The organism is Streptomyces sp. ISL-10, from assembly GCF_018614575.1.
In the GTDB taxonomy this organism is placed as follows: Bacteria; Actinomycetota; Actinomycetes; order Streptomycetales; family Streptomycetaceae; genus Streptomyces.
Genome location: NZ_JAGGOJ010000052.1, coordinates 1 through 19240 on the forward strand (window position 1 = coordinate 1; position 19240 = coordinate 19240).

Below are 19240 nucleotides of genomic sequence, written 5' to 3' on the forward strand. Positions count from 1 at the left end.
TCTCTGGCGCAGGACACTAGCTCAGCGTCTTCAGCGCCGCCGCGTCGTACGGCTGCAGCTCCTCGAACCGGCCCCCCAGGACCTTCGCCGCCCACTCGGGGTCCTGGAGCAGAGCTCGGCCGACGGCGACCAGGTCGAACTCGTCGCGCTCCAGGCGGTCGAGGAGATTGTCGATGCCCTGGACCGGAGCGCCCTCGCCCATGAAGCCGCGGATGAAGTCGCCGTCGAGGCTGACCGAGCCGACGGTGATGGTGGGCCTGCCGGTGAGCTTTTTGGTCCAGCCGGCCAGGTTCAGGTCCGAGCCCTCGAACTCCGGGAGCCAGTAGCGGCGGGTGGAGGCGTGGAAGCCGTCGACGCCGGCCGCGGCGAGCGGGGTCAGGATCGCCTCCAGCTCCTCCGGGGTCTCGGCGAGCCTCGCGTCGTAGGCCTCCTGCTTCCACTGCGAGTAGCGGAAGATCACCGGGAAGTCGGGCGAGACGGTCTCGCGGACTGCGGCCACGATCTCGGCCGCGAACTTCGTACGGGCCACGGGGTCGCCGCCGTAGGCGTCGGTACGGCGGTTCGTCCCCGCCCACAGGAACTGGTCGAGGAGGTAGCCGTGGGCACCGTGCAGCTCGACGCCGTCGAAGCCGATGCGCTCGGCGGCAGCGGCCGCATCGGCGAAGGCGCCGATGACGTCGTCCAGGTCGCGCTGGGTCATCGCCTTGCCGGTGCCCTCGGCGCCGTCGAGGCGGATGCCGGAGGGGCCGACTGCAGGGGCATCGGCGTAGGGCGGGTCGCCCTGCTTGCGCACCATGCCGATGTGCCACAGCTGCGGCACGATCGTGCCGCCCGCCGCGTGAACGGCCTCGGCGACCTTCGCCCACCCCGCCAGCTGCTCCTCACCTTGGAACCTCGGCACACGGTCACTCTGCCCGGCCGAGTCGTGGCCGACGTAGGTCCCCTCGGTGATGATCAGGCCCACACCCGCGGCGGCGCGACGGGCGTAGTACGACCGCACGTCCTCGCCGGGGACGCCGCCCGGGGAGAACATGCGCGTCATCGGCGCCATCACGATGCGGTTCGGGACAGTCAGGCCGTTCAGCGCGACGGGTCGGGACAGGCCACCTTTCGATTGCGTCCGAAAGATCGCCCCAAAACAACGAGAAGACCCCCGCCGACGCGCGTTTCCGCAGGTCAACAGGGGTCTCACATCGCGTGGCGGCGCCAGGATTCGAACCTGGGTAGGCTAAGCCGACGGATTTACAGTCCGCTCCCATTGGCCACTCGGGCACACCGCCATGGGATGTCGCCCGGAGGTCTCCGCTGTGGGGCGGTGCTCCGTGGCAACGACGTAAACGATACCTGATGCGCAGGGGTGCTCCGCCACTGGATTGATCAGCATTCCGGGCGGGCGCGGATGGCTAGGCTTGGCGGAGCGGTCCGGGCCGTTCCGGACACGCTCCATGCACCCGATACAAGGAGCCACAGGACATGGCCGACTCCAGTTTCGACATCGTCTCGAAGGTCGAGCGGCAGGAGGTCGACAACGCCCTCAACCAGGCCGCCAAGGAGATCTCCCAGCGCTACGACTTCAAGAACGTCGGCGCCTCGATCGCCTGGTCCGGCGAGAAGATCCTGATGCAGGCGAACTCCGAGGACCGCGTCACCGCGATCCTGGACGTCTTCCAGACGAAGCTGGTCAAGCGCGGAATCTCTCTGAAGGCGCTGGACGCGGGCGAGCCGCAGCTCTCCGGCAAGGAGTACAAGATCTTCGCCTCGATCCAGGAGGGCATCTCCCAGGAGAACGCCAAGAAGGTGGCGAAGATCATCCGCGATGAGGGCCCGAAGGGCGTCAAGGCGCAGGTCCAGGGCGAGGAGCTGCGCGTGAGCTCCAAGAGCCGCGACGACCTGCAGGCCGTGCAGACGCTGCTCAAGGGGCAGGACTTCGACTTCGCGCTCCAGTTCGTGAACTACCGGTGACCACCCGATAGGGCAGTGCGCCCACGCCGGGCGACAGGGGGCGTAGCGGCTCGGCCGCTGCGCCCCCGCCCCGTCGGTCGGCTCTGCAAAGGGCCGCGTCCGATTTCCGCCAGCGGCGGGCGGCTCCGGGTCGCAGACTCGTAGAGGAACGGACGCAGGGGCTCCGCGAGTACCCCGCACCGACATCCCGCAAGGAGGGACGCGCGTCATGATCACCCTGTACGAGGTCGTCGACAGCCCGCTCGGTGACCTGCTGCTGGTCGGCGAGGTCTCGGCCACGGCGAAGGGCGGCATCGCGCTCGCTTCGTTGTCGCTGCCCGGCCAGAAGGGCGGCGCGGTCGTCCAGGACGGCTGGCGCCGCGACCCGGCGGCCTTCGAGGAGATCTGCCGCCAGCTGTCCGCGTACTTCGCCGGGCGGCTGACCTGCTTCGAGATCGAGTACGCCGACAGCGGGACCGCCTTCCAGCGGCGGGTCTGGCGCGCACTGGAGAGCGTCCCGTACGGGCGGACGACGACCTACAAGGAGATCGCCGAGCAGATCGGCACGTCGGCGGTCGGTGTGCGCGCCGTCGGGACGGCGATCGGACGCAATCCGCTGCTCGTCGTCCGCCCGTGTCATCGCGTGATCGGTGCGGACGGTGCCCTGCGGGGGTACGCCGGCGGCCTGGAGTCCAAGGAGCGGCTCCTCGGTCTTGAGGGCGCACTCGCGTCGTGAACGACACGCTGTTCCCGCGGGAACGGACCGTCGTCGCCCCCGGTGCCGTCCATGTGCCCGGCTGGCTGTCGCCGGCCCGGCAGCGGGAACTGGTCGACGCCTGCCGGTCCTGGGCCCGCGGCCCGGTGCCGCTTCGGCACACCGCGCTCCCGGGCGGAGGCGTGATGTCCGTGCGGACGGTGTGCCTGGGCTGGCACTGGCAGCCGTACCGCTACTCCCGCACCGCGGACGACGTGAACGGCCAACGCGTCGCCCCGTTCCCCGAACGGCTGGTCGACCTGGGCCGGGAGGCGCTGGTCGCGGCGTACGGGAAGGACCGGACGTACGGCGATGCCATCGCGTACGCCCCGGACGCGGCGCTGATCAATTTCTACGACGGCGCGGCGCGGATGGGCATGCACCAGGACAAGGAGGAGCGCTCCGGGGCTCCCGTGGTGTCGCTGAGCATCGGTGACACCTGCGTGTTCCGCTTCGGGAACACCGAGAACCGTGGGCGGCCCTACACGGATGTGGAACTGCTTTCCGGAGACCTGTTCGTCTTCGGCGGTCCCTCCCGCTTCGCGTACCACGGCGTGCCCCGGGTCCGGGCGGGCACCGCCGACCCGGCGTCCGGGATGGCCAGCGGGCGGCTGAACATCACGCTGCGGGAGACCGGCCTCTAGCCGGGTGCCGCCCACACGCCACGGCCGGCCGCGTGGTGCTCAGCGCGAGCGGGAGTGGCCGAACAGGATGCGGTAGGCGATCAGCAGCACGAGCGATCCGCCGATGGCCGCCGCCCAGGTCGGACCGTCGTAGAAGTCGTTGGTTATCGGCCGGTCCAGAAATCGCGCCGACAACCACCCGCCGGTGAAGGCGCCGGCGATGCCGATGACCGTGGTGCCGACCAGCCCGCCCGGGTCCCTGCCGGGCAGGAGGATCTTGGCTATGGCGCCGGCGAGCAGCCCGAGGACGATCCAGCTGATGACGCTCATGCCATGAACCTGCCTTTCGTACGCTGTTGTGTCCGAGGACGAACCGGAGACGGGCGCGGTTGCGCCGATCAGTAAGGTGCGACGCATGACATGGGAGTTGCGGCGCTCGCTCGGGGTGTTCGACGCGGTGGTGATCGGTCTGGGATCGATGATCGGCGCAGGCGTTTTCGCGGCACTCGCCCCCGCCGCGCACGCGGCCGGTACGGGGCTGCTGATCGGGCTGGCGCTGGCTGCCGCGGTCGCCTACTGCAACGCCATGTCGTCGGCGCGGCTCGCCGCGCTGTATCCGGCATCGGGCGGCACCTATGTGTACGGCCGGGAGCGGCTGGGCGATTTCTGGGGCTACTTGGCGGGGTGGGCGTTCGTCGTCGGCAAGACCGCCTCGTGCGCTGCGATGGCGCTGACCGTCGGGGCGTACGCCTGGCCGGATCAGGCGCATGCCGTCGCGGTCGCCGCGGTGGTGGCGCTGACCGCCGTGAACTACGGAGGCGTTCAGAAGTCGGCGCTGCTGACCAGGGCGATCGTGGCCGTGGTGCTGGCTGTGCTTGTCGCGGTGGTGGTCTCCTCTCTGGTGTCGCGGGAAGCGGATCCGGGGCGGCTGGCACTGGGCGGCGACGTCTCGGCGGGCGGAGTGCTGCAGGCCGCCGGCTTGTTGTTCTTCGCCTTCGCGGGGTACGCCCGGATCGCGACGCTGGGCGAGGAGGTGCGGGATCCCGCCCGTACGATCCCCCGGGCCGTGCCGCTGGCCCTCGGCATCGCGCTCGTCGTCTATGTGTGTGTCGCCGTTGCCGTCCTTTCGGTGCTGGGCGCCGATGAGTTGGGCAGGGCCGCGGCTCCGCTGGCCGATGCCGTGGAGGCGGCGGGGGCCGGCTGGCTCGGGCCCGTCGTGCGGGTGGGCGCCGTCGTGGCGGCGCTCGGCTCGTTGCTCGCGCTGATTCTCGGCGTCTCGCGGACGACGCTGGCGATGGCCCGGGACGGCCATCTGCCGGGAGCACTGGCCGCCGTCCATCCGCGGTTCCAGGTGCCGCACCGCGCGGAGCTGGCCGTGGGGGCCGTCGTCGCGGTGGTGGCGGCGACGGTGGACCTGCGCGGGGCGATCGGCTTCTCGTCGTTCGGAGTGCTGGTGTACTACGCCATTGCCAACGTCTCGGCCTGGACGCTGAGTTCCCGTCCGGCGCAATTGACCGCAGCGTGCGGTGTGGTGGGCTGTCTGGCTCTCGCCCTCTCGCTTCCCGCGGTGTCGGCCATCGCGGGACTGGGCGTACTGGCCGTGGGGGCCGTGCTCTACGCACTGCGCCGGCCGGGACGGAACGGATCGGCCGACGACTGAGCCGCGTAAGCGCCAGCCCGTGGCACAGCGGTGAGCGAGAGCCGGACGGGTCCTAGCGGCTCGCGAACGGCCGGTCCGACGGGACGATTTCCCGGCCGAGCGGCATCAGCGAGACCGGGATCAGCTTGAAGTTCGCAACGCCGAACGGGATGCCGATGATCGTCAGGCAGAGCGCGATACCCGTGAGGATGTGGCCGAGCGCCAGCCACCAGCCGGCCAGGATCACCCACAGCACGTTGCCGACCAGCGACGGCGCCCCGGAGTCGCGGCGGTCGACGGTCGTGTAGCCGAAGGGCCAGAGGGCGTAGACGCCGATGCGGAAGGCCGCGAGGCCGAACGGGATGCCGATGATCGTGATGCAGAGGATGAGGCCCGCGACCAGGTATCCCAGGAAGAGCCAGAAGCCGCTCAGGACCAGCCATATGACGTTCAGAACTGTCTTCACGGGCGATAACCTGCCATCTGCTCGAGTCGGGCGATTCGTTCCGCCATGGGCGGGTGGGTGGAGAACATCTTGGAGAAGCCGCGGCCCGGTCCGAACGGGTTCGCGATCATCATGTGGCTCGCCGTCTCCAGCCGGGGCTCCGGGGGCAGCGGCAGTTGCTTGGTGCCGGCGTCCAGCTTCCGCAGGGCGCTCGCCAGTGCCAGCGGGTCGCCGGTGAGCTGGGCTCCCGAAGCATCCGCCTCGTACTCCCGCGAGCGGCTGACCGCGAGCTGGATCACCGAGGCGGCCAGCGGCCCCAGGATCATGATCAGCAGCATTCCGACGAGGCCGGGACCGTCATCGTCGTCCGAGCGGCCGATGGGGACGAGCCAGGCGAAGTTGACCAGGAACATCACGACCGAGGCCAGGGCTCCGGCGACCGACGAGATCAGGATGTCGCGGTTGTAGACATGGCTCAGCTCGTGGCCGATGACGCCGCGCAACTCCTGCTCGTTGAGGATGCGCAGAATCCCTTCGGTGCAGCACACGGCCGCGTTGCGCGGGTTGCGGCCGGTGGCAAAGGCGTTGGGCGCCTGGGTCGGGGAGATGTAGAGGCGGGGCATGGGCTGGCGGGCGGCGGTGGAGAGCTCGCGGACCATGCGGTAAAGCGCCGGTGCCTCGAACTCGCTGACCGGGCGGGCGCGCATCGCGCGCAGCGCCAGCTTGTCGCTGTTCCAGTAGGCGTAGGCATTGGTGCCGAGGGCGACGACGAGCGCGACGAACAGCCCCGTCCGGCCGAAGAAGCTGCCGATGACGAGGATGAGTGCGGACAGTCCGCCGAGGAGTACGGCGGTCTTCAGCCCGTTGTGCCGGCGGTGCACGGTACGCCCTCCAAGCGGTGCGGCAGGGGCACCCCTTGCGTGGTGGTGCTCCACTCACCAGTGGACCCTTATGTACTGGTCAACGCCAGGCGAAGGACGCTGGTTCCCTGGTGGCTCCGGCCCCGCCATGGGCCGTTCGGGTAGCGCTCAGAACAGGGTGTTCGCGGCGAAGCGCAGCACCAGTTGGGGGTAGCCGGACAGGACGGCACCGCCGGCAGCCGTCAGAGCGATGGCCACGGTGACGGGCGCGGGGGTGCGCCGGCGCGCCGGCTCGGCCTCCGCACCTGTCACGGCCCCTTCTGGGGCGGCGCGGAAGAGGAGCGCCGTCCAGTGGAGGTAGTAGTAGAGCGCGATCACGACGTTGACGCCCATGACGACGGCGAGCCAGCCGAGACCGGCGTCCACGGCCGACGAGAACACGGTCACCTTGGCGAACAGACCGATGATGCCGGGCGGCAGGCCGGCCAGGCAGAGCAGGAAGAAACCCATGGCGAGGGCTGCCGCCGGGCGGGTCGCGTACAGGCCGCGGTAGTCCGAGATCCGGTTCTGCGGGTGGGTCCGGGCGACGAGCGCCGCGACCGCGAAGGCTCCGAGGTTCACGACGGCGTACATCAGGGCGTAGGCGACGGTCGCGCCGATCTGGTCGTCGCTGGAGTACGCGGCGGCGGCGATCGGCACCAGGAGGTACCCGGCCTGTCCGACGGAGGACCAGGCCAGCAGTCGTACCGCGCTCCACGCGCGCGTGGCCTGCTGGCGCAGGGCTGCGACGTTTCCGGCGGTCATGGTCAGAGCGGCGAGGACGGCGAGCGCCGGGCCCCAGATGTCGGCGTACCCGGGGAAGGCGATGACCGTCACCAGGATGAGGCCGGTGAATCCGACGGCCTTGCCGACGACCGAGAGGTAGCCGGCGACCGGCAGCGGCGCGCCCACATAGGTGTCGGGGACCCAGAAGTGGAACGGCACGGCGGCGGTCTTGAACGCGAAGCCGACGAGCGTCAGGGCGACGCCCGCCTTCGCGAGCGTGTCGAGCTGGCCGGGGACGTTCTCCAGACCTGCGGCGACCTGGGTGAGGTGCAGGGTGCCGGTCGCGGCGTAGACGAAGCTGACGCCGAGCAGCGTGACGGCCGTCGCCGCCACGGAGGACAGGAAGAACTTCAGGGCCGCTTCGCTGGAGAGCCGGTCCCCGCGCCTGAGGCCCACGAGGGCGAACGCGGGCAGCGAGGCGACCTCGAGGGCGACGACGAGGGTGGCGAGGTCGCGGGAGGCCGGCAGCAGGGCGGCGCCCGCCGCCGATGACAGGAGCAGGAACCAGAACTCTCCGGCCGGAAGCTCCTTGCGGGTGTACGTGAGCGAGAGCACCGCGGTCAGCAGCGCACCGCCGAGGACCAGGAACTGGATGGCCAGGGTGAAGTGGTCGGCGGTGTAGCTGCACGCGTCCGTGCCGTTCGTCAGGCAGAACGTCGAACGGTCGCCCTTGCGCAGCGGAAGGAGAGACACGATCGCGGCGACCAGACCGGCGATCGCGAGGGCGCCCAGCAGCGGCTTGCGCCGCTCCTCGAGGAAGAGGTCCACGACCAGGACGATCAGCCCTACGACGGCCGTGATGGTCGGCGGCGCGATCGTGAGCCAGTCGACCGACTGGACCAGGCTGGTGACGCTGTCGGCTGCCACGGTCACGACTTGCCTCCTGCGAGGAGCTTCTGCACTGCCGGGTCGGTGAGGCCGAGGAGGACCGCGGGCCACAGTCCGGCGATGACGGTGAGGACCACGAGCGGGGTCCAGGCGGCGAACTCGTATCCGCGGACATCGGTGAGCGGGGCGAACCGCGGGCCGTCCTGATCGCTCACGCCGCCCTGTCGCGGCGCTCCCATGCAGACGCGGCGCACGACGACCAGCAGATACGCGGCGGTCAGCAGCGTGCCGAAGGCGGCGATCGCCATGAAGGTGAGGAACGCGGGGCGGCTGAGCCCGTCGGCGGGGTCGAAGGCGGCGAACAGCGCGAGCATCTCTCCCCAGAAGCCGGCGAGGCCCGGCAGTCCGAGGGACGCGACGGCCGCGAAGGCGAGCAGACCGCCGAGGCGGGGGGCGCGTCCGTACAGCGCCGCGCCGGTGGCTCCGGCGAGGGTGTCGAGATCCGCCGTGCCGTAGCGGTCCTTGATCGCGCCGACCAGGAAGAACAGCAGGCCGGTGATGAGGCCGTGGGCGACGTTGGCGAAGAGCGCACCGTTGATGCCGGTGGGCGTCATGGTCGCGATGCCGAGGAGGACGAAGCCCATGTGGCCCACGGACGAGTACGCGATCAGACGCTTCAGGTCACCGCCCGCTCCCTGCCGGGCGAGGGCGAGACAGGCGAGCGATCCGTAGACGATGCCGGCGACGGCGAACGCGGCGAGGTACGGGGCGAACGTCTGCATGCCGTCGGGCGCGATCGGCACCACGATGCGGACCAGGCCGTACGTGCCCATCTTGAGCAGGACACCGGCGAGCAGCACCGAGCCGATGGTCGGGGCCGCGGTGTGGGCGTCGGGCAGCCAGCTGTGCAGCGGCCACATGGGCGTCTTGACCGCGAGCCCGATTCCAATGGCCAGAACGGCGATGACCTGTACGGATGTGGTGAGGTCACGGCCGTTGTCAGTGGCGAGTGCCACCATGTCGAATGTGCCGGCCTTCAGCCCGATGAGCAGGAGGCCGAGCAGCATGACGACCGAGCCGAGCAATGTGTAGAGGATGAACTTCCAGGCGGCGGGCTGCCGTCCTTCACCGCCCCAGCGGGCGATGAGGAAGTACATCGGGATGAGCACCATCTCGAAGGCCAGGAAGAACAGCACGAGGTCGAGGACCGCGAAGGTCGCGAGAGTGCCGGATTCGAGGACGAGCAACAGAGCGACGAATGCCTTCGGCGAGGGGCCGGCAGGCATCTTGAAGTAGCCGTGCAGCGCACAGAGGAAGGTCAGCAACGCCGTCAGCAGGAGAAGGGGGAGCGAAATGCCGTCGACACCGAGGTGGATCCGCACGTCGAGTGCCGGGATCCAGCTGATGTCGGTCGTGGCCTGCATCGTCGAGGGCTGGTCGTGGTCGAAGCCGAGTGCGAGGACCACGGCGGCGACCAGGACCGCGCCAGTGACCGTCACGCCGTGCCGGAGGACCGCCTGGTCCGGGCCCGAGCCGCGCAGTCCGGGCGGTGCGGGCAGGAGCGCCGCTGCGGCGCCCAGGAGCGGGCCGACGACGAGGAACGCGAGAAGGAACTGCATCACGGACTCGCTGATATCGATCACTGCTCACGACCCCGCGTTGACGTTGGACATGATGACGGCGGCGACGGCCAGGACGACGGAGCCCGCGAGCAGCGCGCCGAGGTAGGTCTGCACGTTGCCGGTCTGCGCGCGGCGCACGGCGGTGCCGAGCAGGCGTGTGCCGGTGCCCGATCCGCGGACGTAGGTGTCGACGACCTCACGGTCCAGGAAGCGGACGAGCTGCGCGGCAGCCCGCACCGGTCGGACGAAGAGTGCGGAGTAGACGGCGTCGACGTGGAATCCCGCGGCGGCATGCCGGTGGAGCGGGCCGAGGAGCAGCCGGGCGGGGTCCGACGGATCGGGGGCGGCGGCGATGGATCCGTAGGCGGGGGTGTGGGCCGCGATCGCCTCGGCCTCGGACACGGCCGGTTCGGCGTCGGGGTGTGCGGCGACGGCACCGAGGGGAGGACGGACGGCAACCGCGGTGGTGTGCCGCCAGGTGCCGTAGGTGATCAGGCCGCCGGCGAGGGCGACGCCGGTGCCGAGGACGGCGGTGGTGACGGTGGGGGTGAGGGCTTGCCCGTCGAACCAGCCTGGCAGCCGGTCGAAGGTCAGGCCGAAGGTGAGTGACGGGACGGCGAGGACCCAGAGCACGGTGGTCATGGCGACAGGCTCCCTCCCGTGGTCGGGTGCTTCACCACCCCTGCCACGGAAGGCAAGCAGCCACAGCCGCATCGCGTATGCGGCGGTGAGGACCGCGGTCAGCAGCCCGGCGACCAGCACGGTCCAGCCGGCGCCGGTGGGTGCGACGGCGGAATCGCCCAGCGCCGTGTGTTCGGCGGCGACCAGGACGGCTTCCTTGGAAAAGAAGCCGGCGAAGGGAGGGATCGCGGCGAGCGCGAGCAGGGCGACGGTCATCGTCCAGTACGCGTCGGGCACGCGCTTGGCGAGGCCGCTCATACGGGACATGGCGGCGAGCGAGTTGGTGCCGGCGGCATGGATGATCACGCCCGCTGCGAGGAAGAGCAGCGCCTTGAAAGCACCGTGGGACAGGAGGTGGAAGACGGCGGCGCCGCGGTCGCCGACGGCCAGCGCGCCCGACATGTAGCCGAGTTGGCCGATGGTCGAGTAGGCGAGGACGCGCTTGATGTCGTCCTGGGCGAGCGCGGCGAGCGCCGAGCCGACCATCGTGATCGCCGCCATGACGGCGAGGACGGTCATGGCCGCGGCGGACGCGGCGAAGACGGGAAGGAGCCGGGCCACGAAGTAGACACCGGCCGCGACCATCGTCGCGGCGTGGATCAGCGCGGAGACGGGTGTGGGGCCCGCCATCGCGTCGGGGAGCCAGGTGTGCAGTGGGAACTGCGCCGACTTGCCCGCCACGCCCGCGAGCAGCAGGAGGGACACCAGAGTGGGGTGGTCGACGGCGTCGGCGGCGACGGCCCCGAGGATGCCGCTGATACGGAAGGTGCCGGCGTCGGCGGCGAGCGCGAACAGACCGATCAGAAAGGGGACATCACCGAGCTTGGTGACCAGGAACGCCTTGAGGGAGGCGGCCCGCGCCTCGGGCGTCTCCCAGTAGTGGCCGACGAGGAAGTACGAGCAGATGCCCATGATCTCCCAGCCCACCAGGAGCACCATCAGGTCGCCGGAGTAGACGACGAGCAGCATCGCGGAGGTGAACAGGGAGACGAGCGCCGCGTACGAGGGGTAGCGCAAGTCGTCGCGGAGATAGGCCGTCGAGTAGATCTGCACACAGGACGCGACGACGCCGACGAGGACGGCCACGAGGGCGGCGAAGCCGTCGATGTGCAGGGCCAGGTCGATCGGGACCGAACCGGTGGGGGTGAGCTCCGTCGACGCGGTGATGGTCCGCCCGCCGTCCTGGCGCGCCGCGACGACGACGGCGAGAGCGGTTGCGGCGAGCGTGGGCAGGACGGCCAGCGGCCGTACGAAGCCGGGGACGGCGCGGCCGAGCAGGAGGCCGGCTGCGGCGCCGAGGAACGGAAGAAGGGGGACGAGAACGGCGAGGGTCGTGGTGGTCACGCGGTGGCCTCGGCCTTCTCCTCGCGGTCTGCGGGTGAGTCGCTGTCGTCAGGTCCGTCGCTGTCGTCGGGTCCGGTCGGCTCGGCCGTGTCACGCAGGCGGTCGACGTCGGAGCTGCCGCGGTTGCGGTAGACCATGAGCACGATCGCCAGGCCGATCCCGATCTCGGCGGCGGCGATGGCGATGATGAAAAGGGTGAGCGCCTGGCCGGCGTGAAGGGTGTCGCGCAGCCATACGTCGAAGGCGACCAGGTTGAGGTTGACCGCGTTGAGCATCAGCTCGACGGACATCAGGACGAGGATCGCGTTGCGGCGCGCGAGGACGCCGTACAACCCGACGCTGAACAGGAGGACGGCGAGCACAGCGGGATAGGCGAGGTGCATCAGCTCTTCTCCTCTCGGGCCGTACTGTCGGCCGCACGGTTCGCGGCGGGTGCGGCGGGTGCGGCGGGTGTCTGGGGCGCTTCGGGGTCCTTGCGGGAGAGGACGATCGCGCCGACGAGTGCGGCAAGCAGCAGTACGGAGAGCGCCTCGAAGGGCAGCACCCAGTGCCGGAAGAGGATCTCGCCGGACACCTTGGTGGATCCCTGGACCGGTCCGTCGAGGTCGATCCAGGTGGCGCGGAACGCGTCCACGACGACCCACACCAGAGCAGCCGCGGCGGCCACGGCCACCGGGAGGGCGACCCACCGGTTGCCCGAATCGGCGTCCGGGGAGCGGCCGATGGGGGCCTTGGTGAGCATCAGCCCGAAGAGAAGGAGGACGACCACGGAGCCGACGTAGATCAGGACCTGCACCCACGCGATGAACTCGGCGGTGAGCAGGAGGTATTCGACGGCGAGCCCGCCGAGCGTCACGACCAGCCACAAGGCGGCGTGCACCAGTTGCCTGGTCGTGACGGTGATGAGGGCAGCGCCCAGCGTGGCGAGGCCGACGAGAAGAAACGCGATCTCGACACCGGTCGGCGAGAGGAAGCCCTGGGGCGCGGCTGCGGCGAGCGTCATGAGGAACCTTCCTGCCCCGGCCCGGCACCGGGCTCGGTACCCGGCTCCGCGTCGGCCTGGGAATCGGCCTGGGCGTCGGCCTGGGCCTGGGCCGCCGCGGCCTCCTCGGCGGCCGCGAGCTTCTCGGCGGCCTTGCGGGCCGCCGAGACCTCCTTCGGCTCCTCGGCACCCGGGTCGAGTGCGGGCGGTGCGGGCACCGTCCACATCCACTCGCGCAGCTTGTCGCGCTCATGGGTGAGTTCGTGGATGTCGGTCTCGGCGTACTCGAACTCGGGGGACCAGAACAGCGCGTCGAAAGGACACACCTCGATGCAGATACCGCAGTACATGCAGAGCGAGAAGTCGATGGCGAACCGGTCGAGGACGTTCCGGCTGCGTTCCCGGCCTCCCGGGGCGACGGCCGGGACGGTCTCCTTGTGGGAGTCGATGTAGATGCACCAGTCGGGGCACTCACGGGCGCAGAGCATGCAGACCGTGCAGTTCTCCTCGAACAGGCCGATCACGCCGCGGCTGCGGGGCGGAAGTTCGGGCAGGACGTCCGGGTACTGCGCGGTGACGTGCTTCTTCGTCATCGTCCGCAGGGTGACGGCAAGGCCCTTGGCGAGGCCGCTGCCGGGGATGGGGCTCATTACTGGATCACCACCTTGACGATGCCGGTGAGGGCGATCTGGGCGAGGGCGAGGGGGATGAGGGCCGTCCAGGCGAGCTTCTGCAACTGGTCCTCGCGCAGCCGCGGATAGCTCACGCGCAGCCAGATGACGAGGAAGGCGAGCGCCGCGGTCTTGAGAAGGGTCCACACCCAGCCGAGCCCGTCGGCCCCGAACGGACCGTGCCAGCCGCCCAGGAAGAGGACGGTGGTCAGACCGCACAGGATGACGATGCCCGCGTATTCGGCGAGCAGGAACAACGCGAAACGGAGGCCGGTGTACTCGGTGTACGCACCGAAGATGATCTCGGAGTCGGCGACCGGCATGTCGAAGGGAGGACGCTGCAGTTCGGCGAGGCCGGCGACGAAGAAGACGATGCCGCCCACGATCTGCCAGGGCAGCCACCACCACTCGAAGGCGTTCAGGATGCCGGGCAGCGAGACCGTGCCGGCCGCCATGGCGACGGAGGCGGCGGTGAGCAGCATCGGCAGCTCGTACGCGAGCAGCTGAGCGGCGGTACGCAGGCCGCCGAGAAGGGAGTACTTGTTGGCCGAAGCCCAGCCCGCCATGAGCGAGCCGAGCACGCCGACGCCCATGACGGCGAGCACGAAGAAGATGCCGGCGTCGACGACCTGGCCGACCGCGCCCTCACTCGGACCGATGGGGATCGCGACCAGGACGAGGAGGTAGGGCAGCAGGGCGACAGCGGGGGCGAGTTGGAAGATGCGCCGATCGGCCTCGGCGGGGACCACGTCCTCCTTCTGCGCGAACTTCACGCCGTCGGCGACGAGTTGGGCCCAGCCGTGGAAGCCACCGGCGTACATGGGTCCGAGGCGTCCCTGCATATGGGCCATGACCTTGTGCTCGGTCTGCCCGATGATCAGCGGGAGGACCATGAACACGGCGAAGACGACGATGAGCCGGAGGGCGACGTCGAGAGCGTCGTTCACGCGGGGTCGCCTCCGGCAGGTCGGTTCGGCTCATGGTGGTCGGCGGTGCGGTCGGAGCGGGCGCCGGTTCCGGGCTCGGACCCGGCACTAGGAGCGGGCTCGGCACCGGGAGCCGGCTCGGGCTCGGTGCCTGGCTCGGCACTGGGAGCCGGCTCGGTTTCGGCACCGGGCTCGGGCTCGGGAGCGCGCTCGGGCTCAGCGCCGGCACCGGGCTCGGGCTCGGGCTCGGCACCAGGCTCGGCACGGGGGCCGCCGGGGCCGGGCTCATCGCCGGAACCGGGCTCGGCCCCAGGACCGGGCTCGCGCTTGGTCGCGCCGCCGGGGGCTGCCGCAGGCGACTGCTCGTCACCGGGTGCGGCAGCAGGGGCCCCCAGGGTCGACTGCTCGCCGCCGGGGGCGGCGCCAGGCGGGCTCGTGGGCGGCTCGTCGTCGCCGAAGGCCGGGCGGGCGTGGTGCCACGGGGCGTCGGAGCTGCGGGGGCGCGGGGCGGTCGGGGTCTCCGTCGGCTCCTGGGCGCCGGCCTCCGGTCGGCGCTGGGTCGCCGAGCCCTCGGAGGCGCTGCGGGAGCGGCGGGCGGGACGGGGCTCGCCCGCTGCCGGGGCCTGCGCACCCGGGACGGCCTGCGACGCCGAGCCCTCGGAGGCGCTGCGGGAGCGGCGGGCAGGACGGGGCTCGCCCGCTGCCGGAGCCTCCGCACCCGGGACGGCCTGCGACGCCGAGCCCTCCGAGACGCTGCGGGAGCGGCGAGGCGGGCGGTCGCCCGTCGCCGCGGCCGCGCGCGGGGTGCGGGCGGGGCGGGCCGGGGCGGGCGGGAGCTGGCCCTTCAGCGGGCCCCACTCGTTCGGGTCGGGGACGCCGGGCGGCAGCATCTGGCGGCGCTTGGGCCCGCCGTGCTCGGACTCCCCCGGCTCCTTGGCGCCCGGCCATGCCTTGGCCACCCGGGCGGCCAGGACGAAGTCCTTGCGCAGCGGGTGGCCTTCGAAGCCTTCGGGAAGGAGCAGCGGATCGAGTTGCGGATGGCCGGTGAACTCGACGCCGAACATCTCGTGCGTCTCGCGCTCGTGCCAGCTCGCGCCCGCGTAGACGTCCACGGCGGTCGCCAGCGAGGGGGCACCGTGCGGGACGGTGGTGCGCAGGAGCAGCCGGCGGACCGTGCGGTCCTCCAGCGAGACGACGTGCGCGCACACGCGGAAGCCGATGCCCGGTTCGTCGACCGCGCTCAGCCAGTCGAAGTAGGTGCAGCCCAGCTCGTCGCGGGCGGTCTCCAGAGCGGGGATCCACCTGTCGGCGGGGACGTCGACGGTGAGGAGTTCGTAGGAGCGCTCGGCGGTCGCCTCCTCGCCGAAGATCTCGGTGACGGCGTCCGGGAGGGTGTCGTACGGGTTCACCGCTCGCCCTCCGATCCGGACGCGGACGACGTCCCCGTCCGCGTGGCCCCGTCCGTTCCCGCGTTTGTTCCCGCGCCCGCGTCCGCGTCCGGAGCCGCGGTACCGCCCGGCGCCTGGGGCGGGGTGACCAGGCCACTGCGCAGGGCCTCGGTGGACGGGCGGGCTCCGCCGTGTCCGTAGCGCTCGCCGAGCGACTCGCGCGCGATCTTCTCCTGGAGCTTGAGGATGCCCTGGAGCAACGCTTCCGGACGGGGCGGGCAGCCGGGCACGTAGACGTCGACGGGGATGATCTGATCGACGCCCTTGGTGACCGAGTACGAGTCCCAGTACGGGCCGCCGCAGTTGGAGCAGGCGCCGAAGGAGATGACGTACTTGGGCTCGGGCATCTGCTCGTAGAGGCGTTTCACGGCAGGGGCCATCTTGTCGGTCACCGTGCCGGAGACAATCATGAGGTCCGCCTGGCGGGGGCCCGGCGCGAAGGGGATCACGCCGAGCCGGATGAAGTCGTGGCGGGCCATGGAGGCCGCGATGAACTCGATGGCGCAGCAGGCGAGCCCGAAGTTGAAGACCCACAGGCTGTAGCGGCGGCCCCAGTTGAGGACGACCTTCATCGGTTCGGGGGCGAGGCGCGCCAGTGCGCCGAGCCTCCGGGGCTCGGGAAGGTCCACAGGAGTCACGCCCATGTCAGGACGCCCTTCTTGTACGCGTAGAGCAGTCCCACGGCCAGGAAGCCGAGGAAGAGGAACATTTCGACGAGCGTCGTCGCGCCGTACCCCGCGGTGGCGAAGACGGTCGCCCAAGGGAAGAGGAAGATCGAGTCGACGGCGAAGATCACGTACAGGAAGGCGTAGACGTAGTACCGGACCTGGGTGTGGGCCCAGCCCTCGCCGACGGGGTCGACACCGCACTCGTAGGTGAGCAGCTTCTCGGGAGTCGGCACCACGGGCCGCAGCAGCCGACCGGCGCCGAAGGCCACGGCGACGAACAGCACGCCGATCAGCGCGAGCAGCCCGACGACCGAGTAGCTATGGAAGTAGTCCGCCGCGGTGACGTCCACGGTCGTTTCCGGCACGTCCGCCCCTCGCTCCCTGACTTCGTTGACCTCGTCCGACCTCGTCGGCGTCGTGTTCGACGTCGTCGATCCCCTACGCACCGGAGTCTAGGCCCTGCTAAAGGGAGCGTAAGCAGTCGCGTCAGGGATCAGGCGGGGAGCAGGTGAGGACAAGGTGGGCGGCAGGTGGGGTTATCCCCACCCGATCCCACCCAGGTATCCCATGGCGTGCGGCGGTCGTGCCCGGCAGGCTTGCCCGCATGACCGCGAGCAACACCCCCCTGGACAACGCAGCACCGCCACGCGTGCGCTTCGCCTTCGACCGATGCACCTGGAAGGAGGTCGGGCATCTGCTGGCCGACTTCCCGCTGGCGCTGCTCGCCTTCGTCTACGTCGCGGTCACGGTGCTCGTCGGCGTTGGCCTGTCGGTGACGGTGATCGGGCTCCCTCTGCTGGCCCTCGGACTCGCGGGAGCGCGCGGTGTCGGCCGGGCGGAGCGGGCGAGGGCCCGTGCACTGCTCGGCGTGGAGGTCGACGAGCCGAGCCCGCTCGGGCCGCCCAGGGGCGGCGGTCTCGTTTCCTGGGTCTGGTCGCGGCTGAGGGACCCGGTGGCATGGCGGACGGTGCTGTACTCGTTCGTCCGGCTGCCGTGGGGAGTGCTGACGTTCGCCGTCACGCTCGTGGGGCTGATCGTGCTGTGGCCGGTGCTGCCCTTCCTGGTCCGGGCGATGGCGGGCGCGGACCGGGCGATGGTGCGCGGCCTGCTGTCGCCGTCCGACGAACTGGAGCGACGCATCGCGGAGCTGGAGTCCGACAGAGGGGTCGTCGTCGACAGGGCCGCGGCCGATCTGCGCCGTATCGAGCGGAACCTGCACGACGGCGCCCAGGCGCGGCTGGTCGCGCTCGCCATGGGGCTCGGTCTCGCGAAGGAGAAGCTCCTGGAGGACCCCGACGCCGCGGCGGCGATGGTGGACGAGGCGCACGGCGAGGTGAAGCTCGCGCTCCAGGAGCTGCGCGACCTGGCCCGCGGCATCCACCCCGCCGTGCTGACCGACCGCGGCCTGGACGCCGCGCTGTCGTCGATCGCCTCCCGCTGCACGGCCCCCGTGACCGTGACGGTGGACCTGGCGGAACGACCCGCGGAGGCGATCGAGGGCATCGCCTACTTCACCGTCTCCGAACTGCTCCAGAACGTCAGCAAGCACGCCCGCGCGACCCGCGCCTCGGTCGACGTATGGCGCTCGCAGGACCGGCTGATGCTCCAGGTCGCGGACAACGGCAGAGGCGGGGCGCGGCTGGACGGTGGCACCGGCATGGCGGGTCTGGCGGAACGGCTGGGGGCGGTGGACGGCGTGTTCGCGCTGGACTCGCCGTTGGGCGGCCCGACGACCGTCACCGCTGAGCTGCCCTGGCGCGGACGGGGAGCGCACGGCGCACGCTGATGCCCCCGGTCGAAAGACCTGCACCGGACGGTGAGACGCGCACAGCCCACGCCGAGACGCGCGTAGGCGAAAACGCACACCGCCCACGCCGAGACGCCCGGGGCGAACGCAGACAGTGGACGACGGGGCGCGCGGGGCGACGCACGCCTCCCACGCCGAGGCGCGCGGGGCCAAGCCCGCACAGCCCACGCCGCGGCACCCCACACGGCACCCACGGAGGACGCGGCCGACCGCTCGGGGTGGGGGAAACCCCCCGCCGGAACGGCTACCTCCCTCATGGTGCGCGAGGCGCCCGGCCAGCAGGCTTGAGGCAATGACAGCCCGCATCGCAGAACGGACGACGTCGATGGCCATGGATCACGGATACGGCGCAGCGTCCCGGGCACACGCCCACCTTCTGCCTCCCATGCTGCGCGCGCCGCTGGAGGGGAGGACCTGGCGGGAGTTCGGGTGGATTCTGCTCAGCCTGCCGATGAGCGTCCTCCTCTTCTCCTTCGCCGTCTCCATGACCGCCGTCAGCGCCGGGCTGCTCGTCACCTTCCTCGGTGTGCCGCTGCTCGCCGCGTCGTTCGCGGCGCTGCGCGGGTTCGGCGCGGTGGAGCGGGTGCGGGCCAGGGCGCTGCTGGACGTGGACGTCGCGGCGCCCGAGCCCGTGCGCATCAGCAGGAGCGGCGCGGCAGGCTGGATCGGCGGGATGCTCAAGAGCGGGGCATCCTGGCGGCACCTGCTGTACGCGATCTTCCACTTCCCCTGGGCGGTGTTCGGCTTCTGCCTCGCGGTGCCGTTGTGGGCGACGGGCTGGGCGCTGCTGCTCTACCCGCTGTGGCAGTGGGTCTTCCCGATGTACGCCGGCATCGACGGCCTGCAGCTCTACGGCGACGGAACGCACAACTTCTACCTCGACTCCGCCTTCGAGATCACCGTAACCAGCGTCGTCGGCCTGCTCCTCACGCTGGCCACCCCGTGGATCATCCGCGGGCTGGCCGGGGTCGACCGGCTGATGGTGGCCGGGCTGCTCGGCCCCTCCCGGCTCGCCAGCCGCGTCGTCGAGCTGGAGTCGGACCGGGGCGTGGTCGTCGACACGGCCGCGGCCGATCTGCGCCGTATAGAACGCGACCTTCATGACGGCGCCCAGGCGCGGCTGGTCGCGCTCGCCATGGACCTCGGGCTCGCGAGGGAGAAGCTCCTGGAGGACCC

Annotated in this window: 20 protein-coding genes and 1 tRNA gene; 6 read left to right on the forward strand and 15 right to left on the reverse strand. The window is 71.0% G+C overall.

Features of this window, described 5'->3' with window-relative positions:
- Positions 1-16: 16 nt before the first annotated feature.
- Both J7E88_RS35120 and J7E88_RS35125 read right to left on the reverse strand, forming a co-directional pair.
- On the reverse strand, positions 17-1129 hold the full coding sequence (locus tag J7E88_RS35120) for an NADH:flavin oxidoreductase (RefSeq protein ID WP_215187579.1): 1113 nt from the start codon (positions 1127-1129) through the stop codon (positions 17-19).
- A gap of 69 nt (positions 1130-1198) precedes the next feature.
- Positions 1199-1280: transfer RNA gene (locus J7E88_RS35125), tRNA-Tyr, on the reverse strand.
- Positions 1281-1473: 193 nt separating this feature from the next.
- Between J7E88_RS35125 and J7E88_RS35130 the strand changes: the two genes are divergently transcribed.
- From J7E88_RS35130 to J7E88_RS35140, 3 genes are all read left to right on the forward strand, one after another.
- On the forward strand, positions 1474-1962 hold the full coding sequence (locus J7E88_RS35130; protein WP_215187561.1) for a YajQ family cyclic di-GMP-binding protein: 489 nt from the start codon (positions 1474-1476) through the stop codon (positions 1960-1962).
- Between the two features lie 208 nt (positions 1963-2170).
- On the forward strand, positions 2171-2677 hold the full coding sequence (locus J7E88_RS35135) for a methylated-DNA--[protein]-cysteine S-methyltransferase (RefSeq protein ID WP_251023668.1): 507 nt from the start codon (positions 2171-2173) through the stop codon (positions 2675-2677).
- Entirely contained in the window at positions 2674-3339 is a 666-nt protein-coding gene (locus J7E88_RS35140; protein WP_215187562.1) for an alpha-ketoglutarate-dependent dioxygenase AlkB, read from the forward strand. The genes J7E88_RS35135 and J7E88_RS35140 overlap by 4 nt, the downstream gene beginning before the upstream one ends.
- 39 nt (positions 3340-3378) lie before the next feature.
- On the opposite strand, the gene J7E88_RS35145 is transcribed toward J7E88_RS35140, so the two are convergent.
- A complete protein-coding gene (locus J7E88_RS35145; protein WP_215187563.1) occupies positions 3379-3648 on the reverse strand; it encodes a GlsB/YeaQ/YmgE family stress response membrane protein in 270 nt (89 codons plus the stop codon).
- A gap of 85 nt (positions 3649-3733) precedes the next feature.
- On the opposite strand from J7E88_RS35145, the gene J7E88_RS35150 reads away from it, so the two are divergent.
- The gene (locus tag J7E88_RS35150) at positions 3734-4978 is read left to right on the forward strand and encodes an APC family permease (RefSeq protein WP_215187564.1); all 1245 of its coding nucleotides are present in this window, start codon (positions 3734-3736) and stop codon (positions 4976-4978) included.
- A gap of 52 nt (positions 4979-5030) precedes the next feature.
- Here J7E88_RS35150 and J7E88_RS35155 read toward each other — a convergent pair whose 3' ends face one another.
- From J7E88_RS35155 to J7E88_RS35210, 12 genes are all read right to left on the reverse strand, one after another.
- Positions 5031-5423 (reverse strand): YccF domain-containing protein, encoded by a 393-nt coding sequence (locus tag J7E88_RS35155; protein ID WP_215187565.1) that lies wholly within the window; start codon positions 5421-5423, stop codon positions 5031-5033.
- Positions 5420-6283, reverse strand: a complete 864-nt coding sequence (gene htpX, locus J7E88_RS35160; RefSeq protein ID WP_215187566.1) for a zinc metalloprotease HtpX — start codon at positions 6281-6283, stop codon at positions 5420-5422. The genes J7E88_RS35155 and htpX overlap by 4 nt, the downstream gene beginning before the upstream one ends.
- A gap of 147 nt (positions 6284-6430) precedes the next feature.
- A complete protein-coding gene (locus J7E88_RS35165) occupies positions 6431-7960 on the reverse strand; it encodes an NADH-quinone oxidoreductase subunit N (protein ID WP_215187567.1) in 1530 nt (509 codons plus the stop codon).
- Positions 7957-9558: a NuoM family protein gene (locus J7E88_RS35170; RefSeq protein WP_215187568.1), complete on the reverse strand. Its 1602-nt coding sequence runs from the start codon at positions 9556-9558 to the stop codon at positions 7957-7959. Before J7E88_RS35170 ends, J7E88_RS35165 begins: the two co-directional genes overlap by 4 nt.
- Before the next feature lie 3 nt (positions 9559-9561).
- Positions 9562-11562, reverse strand: a complete 2001-nt coding sequence (locus tag J7E88_RS35175; RefSeq protein WP_215187569.1) for an NADH-quinone oxidoreductase subunit L — start codon at positions 11560-11562, stop codon at positions 9562-9564.
- A complete protein-coding gene (gene nuoK, locus J7E88_RS35180) occupies positions 11559-11945 on the reverse strand; it encodes an NADH-quinone oxidoreductase subunit NuoK (RefSeq protein WP_215187570.1) in 387 nt (128 codons plus the stop codon). The genes J7E88_RS35175 and nuoK overlap by 4 nt, the downstream gene beginning before the upstream one ends.
- Positions 11945-12565: an NADH-quinone oxidoreductase subunit J gene (locus J7E88_RS35185; RefSeq protein ID WP_215187571.1), complete on the reverse strand. Its 621-nt coding sequence runs from the start codon at positions 12563-12565 to the stop codon at positions 11945-11947. The genes nuoK and J7E88_RS35185 overlap by 1 nt, the downstream gene beginning before the upstream one ends.
- Positions 12562-13194 carry an NADH-quinone oxidoreductase subunit I gene (locus J7E88_RS35190; protein WP_215187572.1) on the reverse strand — a complete coding sequence of 211 codons (633 nt, stop codon included), beginning with the start codon at positions 13192-13194 and terminating at the stop codon, positions 12562-12564. Before J7E88_RS35190 ends, J7E88_RS35185 begins: the two co-directional genes overlap by 4 nt.
- Positions 13194-14162: a complex I subunit 1 family protein gene (locus J7E88_RS35195; RefSeq protein ID WP_215187573.1), complete on the reverse strand. Its 969-nt coding sequence runs from the start codon at positions 14160-14162 to the stop codon at positions 13194-13196. The genes J7E88_RS35190 and J7E88_RS35195 overlap by 1 nt, the downstream gene beginning before the upstream one ends.
- Complete coding sequence (locus J7E88_RS35200; protein WP_215187574.1) at positions 14159-15550, reverse strand: NADH-quinone oxidoreductase subunit C; 1392 nt, start codon at positions 15548-15550, stop codon at positions 14159-14161. The genes J7E88_RS35195 and J7E88_RS35200 overlap by 4 nt, the downstream gene beginning before the upstream one ends.
- Entirely contained in the window at positions 15547-16233 is a 687-nt protein-coding gene (locus J7E88_RS35205; RefSeq protein ID WP_215187575.1) for an NADH-quinone oxidoreductase subunit B, read from the reverse strand. Before J7E88_RS35205 ends, J7E88_RS35200 begins: the two co-directional genes overlap by 4 nt.
- The gene (locus J7E88_RS35210) at positions 16224-16622 is read right to left on the reverse strand and encodes an NADH-quinone oxidoreductase subunit A (RefSeq protein WP_215187576.1); all 399 of its coding nucleotides are present in this window, start codon (positions 16620-16622) and stop codon (positions 16224-16226) included. Before J7E88_RS35210 ends, J7E88_RS35205 begins: the two co-directional genes overlap by 10 nt.
- A 239-nt stretch (positions 16623-16861) precedes the next feature.
- On the opposite strand from J7E88_RS35210, the gene J7E88_RS35215 reads away from it, so the two are divergent.
- Together J7E88_RS35215 and J7E88_RS35220 are read left to right on the forward strand one after the other, a co-directional pair.
- Complete coding sequence (locus tag J7E88_RS35215) at positions 16862-18043, forward strand: sensor histidine kinase (RefSeq protein WP_215187577.1); 1182 nt, start codon at positions 16862-16864, stop codon at positions 18041-18043.
- A 346-nt stretch (positions 18044-18389) separates the two neighbouring features.
- On the forward strand, positions 18390-19240 hold an 851-nt coding region (locus tag J7E88_RS35220), incomplete at its 3' end, for a sensor domain-containing protein (protein ID WP_374196358.1).

Bases quoted from the DNA above. Each gene is read 5' to 3' on its own strand.
- J7E88_RS35145 (WP_215187563.1), bottom strand. From the start codon at position 3,648: ATGAGCGTCATCAGCTGGATCGTCCTCGGGCTGCTCGCCGGCGCCATA.
- nuoK (WP_215187570.1), bottom strand. From the start codon at position 11,945: ATGCACCTCGCCTATCCCGCTGTGCTCGCCGTCCTCCTGTTCAGCGTC.
- J7E88_RS35205 (WP_215187575.1), bottom strand. From the start codon at position 16,233: ATGGGCGTGACTCCTGTGGACCTTCCCGAGCCCCGGAGGCTCGGCGCA.
- J7E88_RS35190 (WP_215187572.1), bottom strand. From the start codon at position 13,194: ATGAGCCCCATCCCCGGCAGCGGCCTCGCCAAGGGCCTTGCCGTCACC.
- J7E88_RS35150 (WP_215187564.1), top strand. From the start codon at position 3,734: ATGACATGGGAGTTGCGGCGCTCGCTCGGGGTGTTCGACGCGGTGGTG.
- J7E88_RS35215 (WP_215187577.1), top strand. From the start codon at position 16,862: ATGACCGCGAGCAACACCCCCCTGGACAACGCAGCACCGCCACGCGTG.
- J7E88_RS35130 (WP_215187561.1), top strand. From the start codon at position 1,474: ATGGCCGACTCCAGTTTCGACATCGTCTCGAAGGTCGAGCGGCAGGAG.
- J7E88_RS35135 (WP_251023668.1), top strand. From the start codon at position 2,171: ATGATCACCCTGTACGAGGTCGTCGACAGCCCGCTCGGTGACCTGCTG.
- J7E88_RS35185 (WP_215187571.1), bottom strand. From the start codon at position 12,565: ATGACGCTCGCCGCAGCCGCGCCCCAGGGCTTCCTCTCGCCGACCGGT.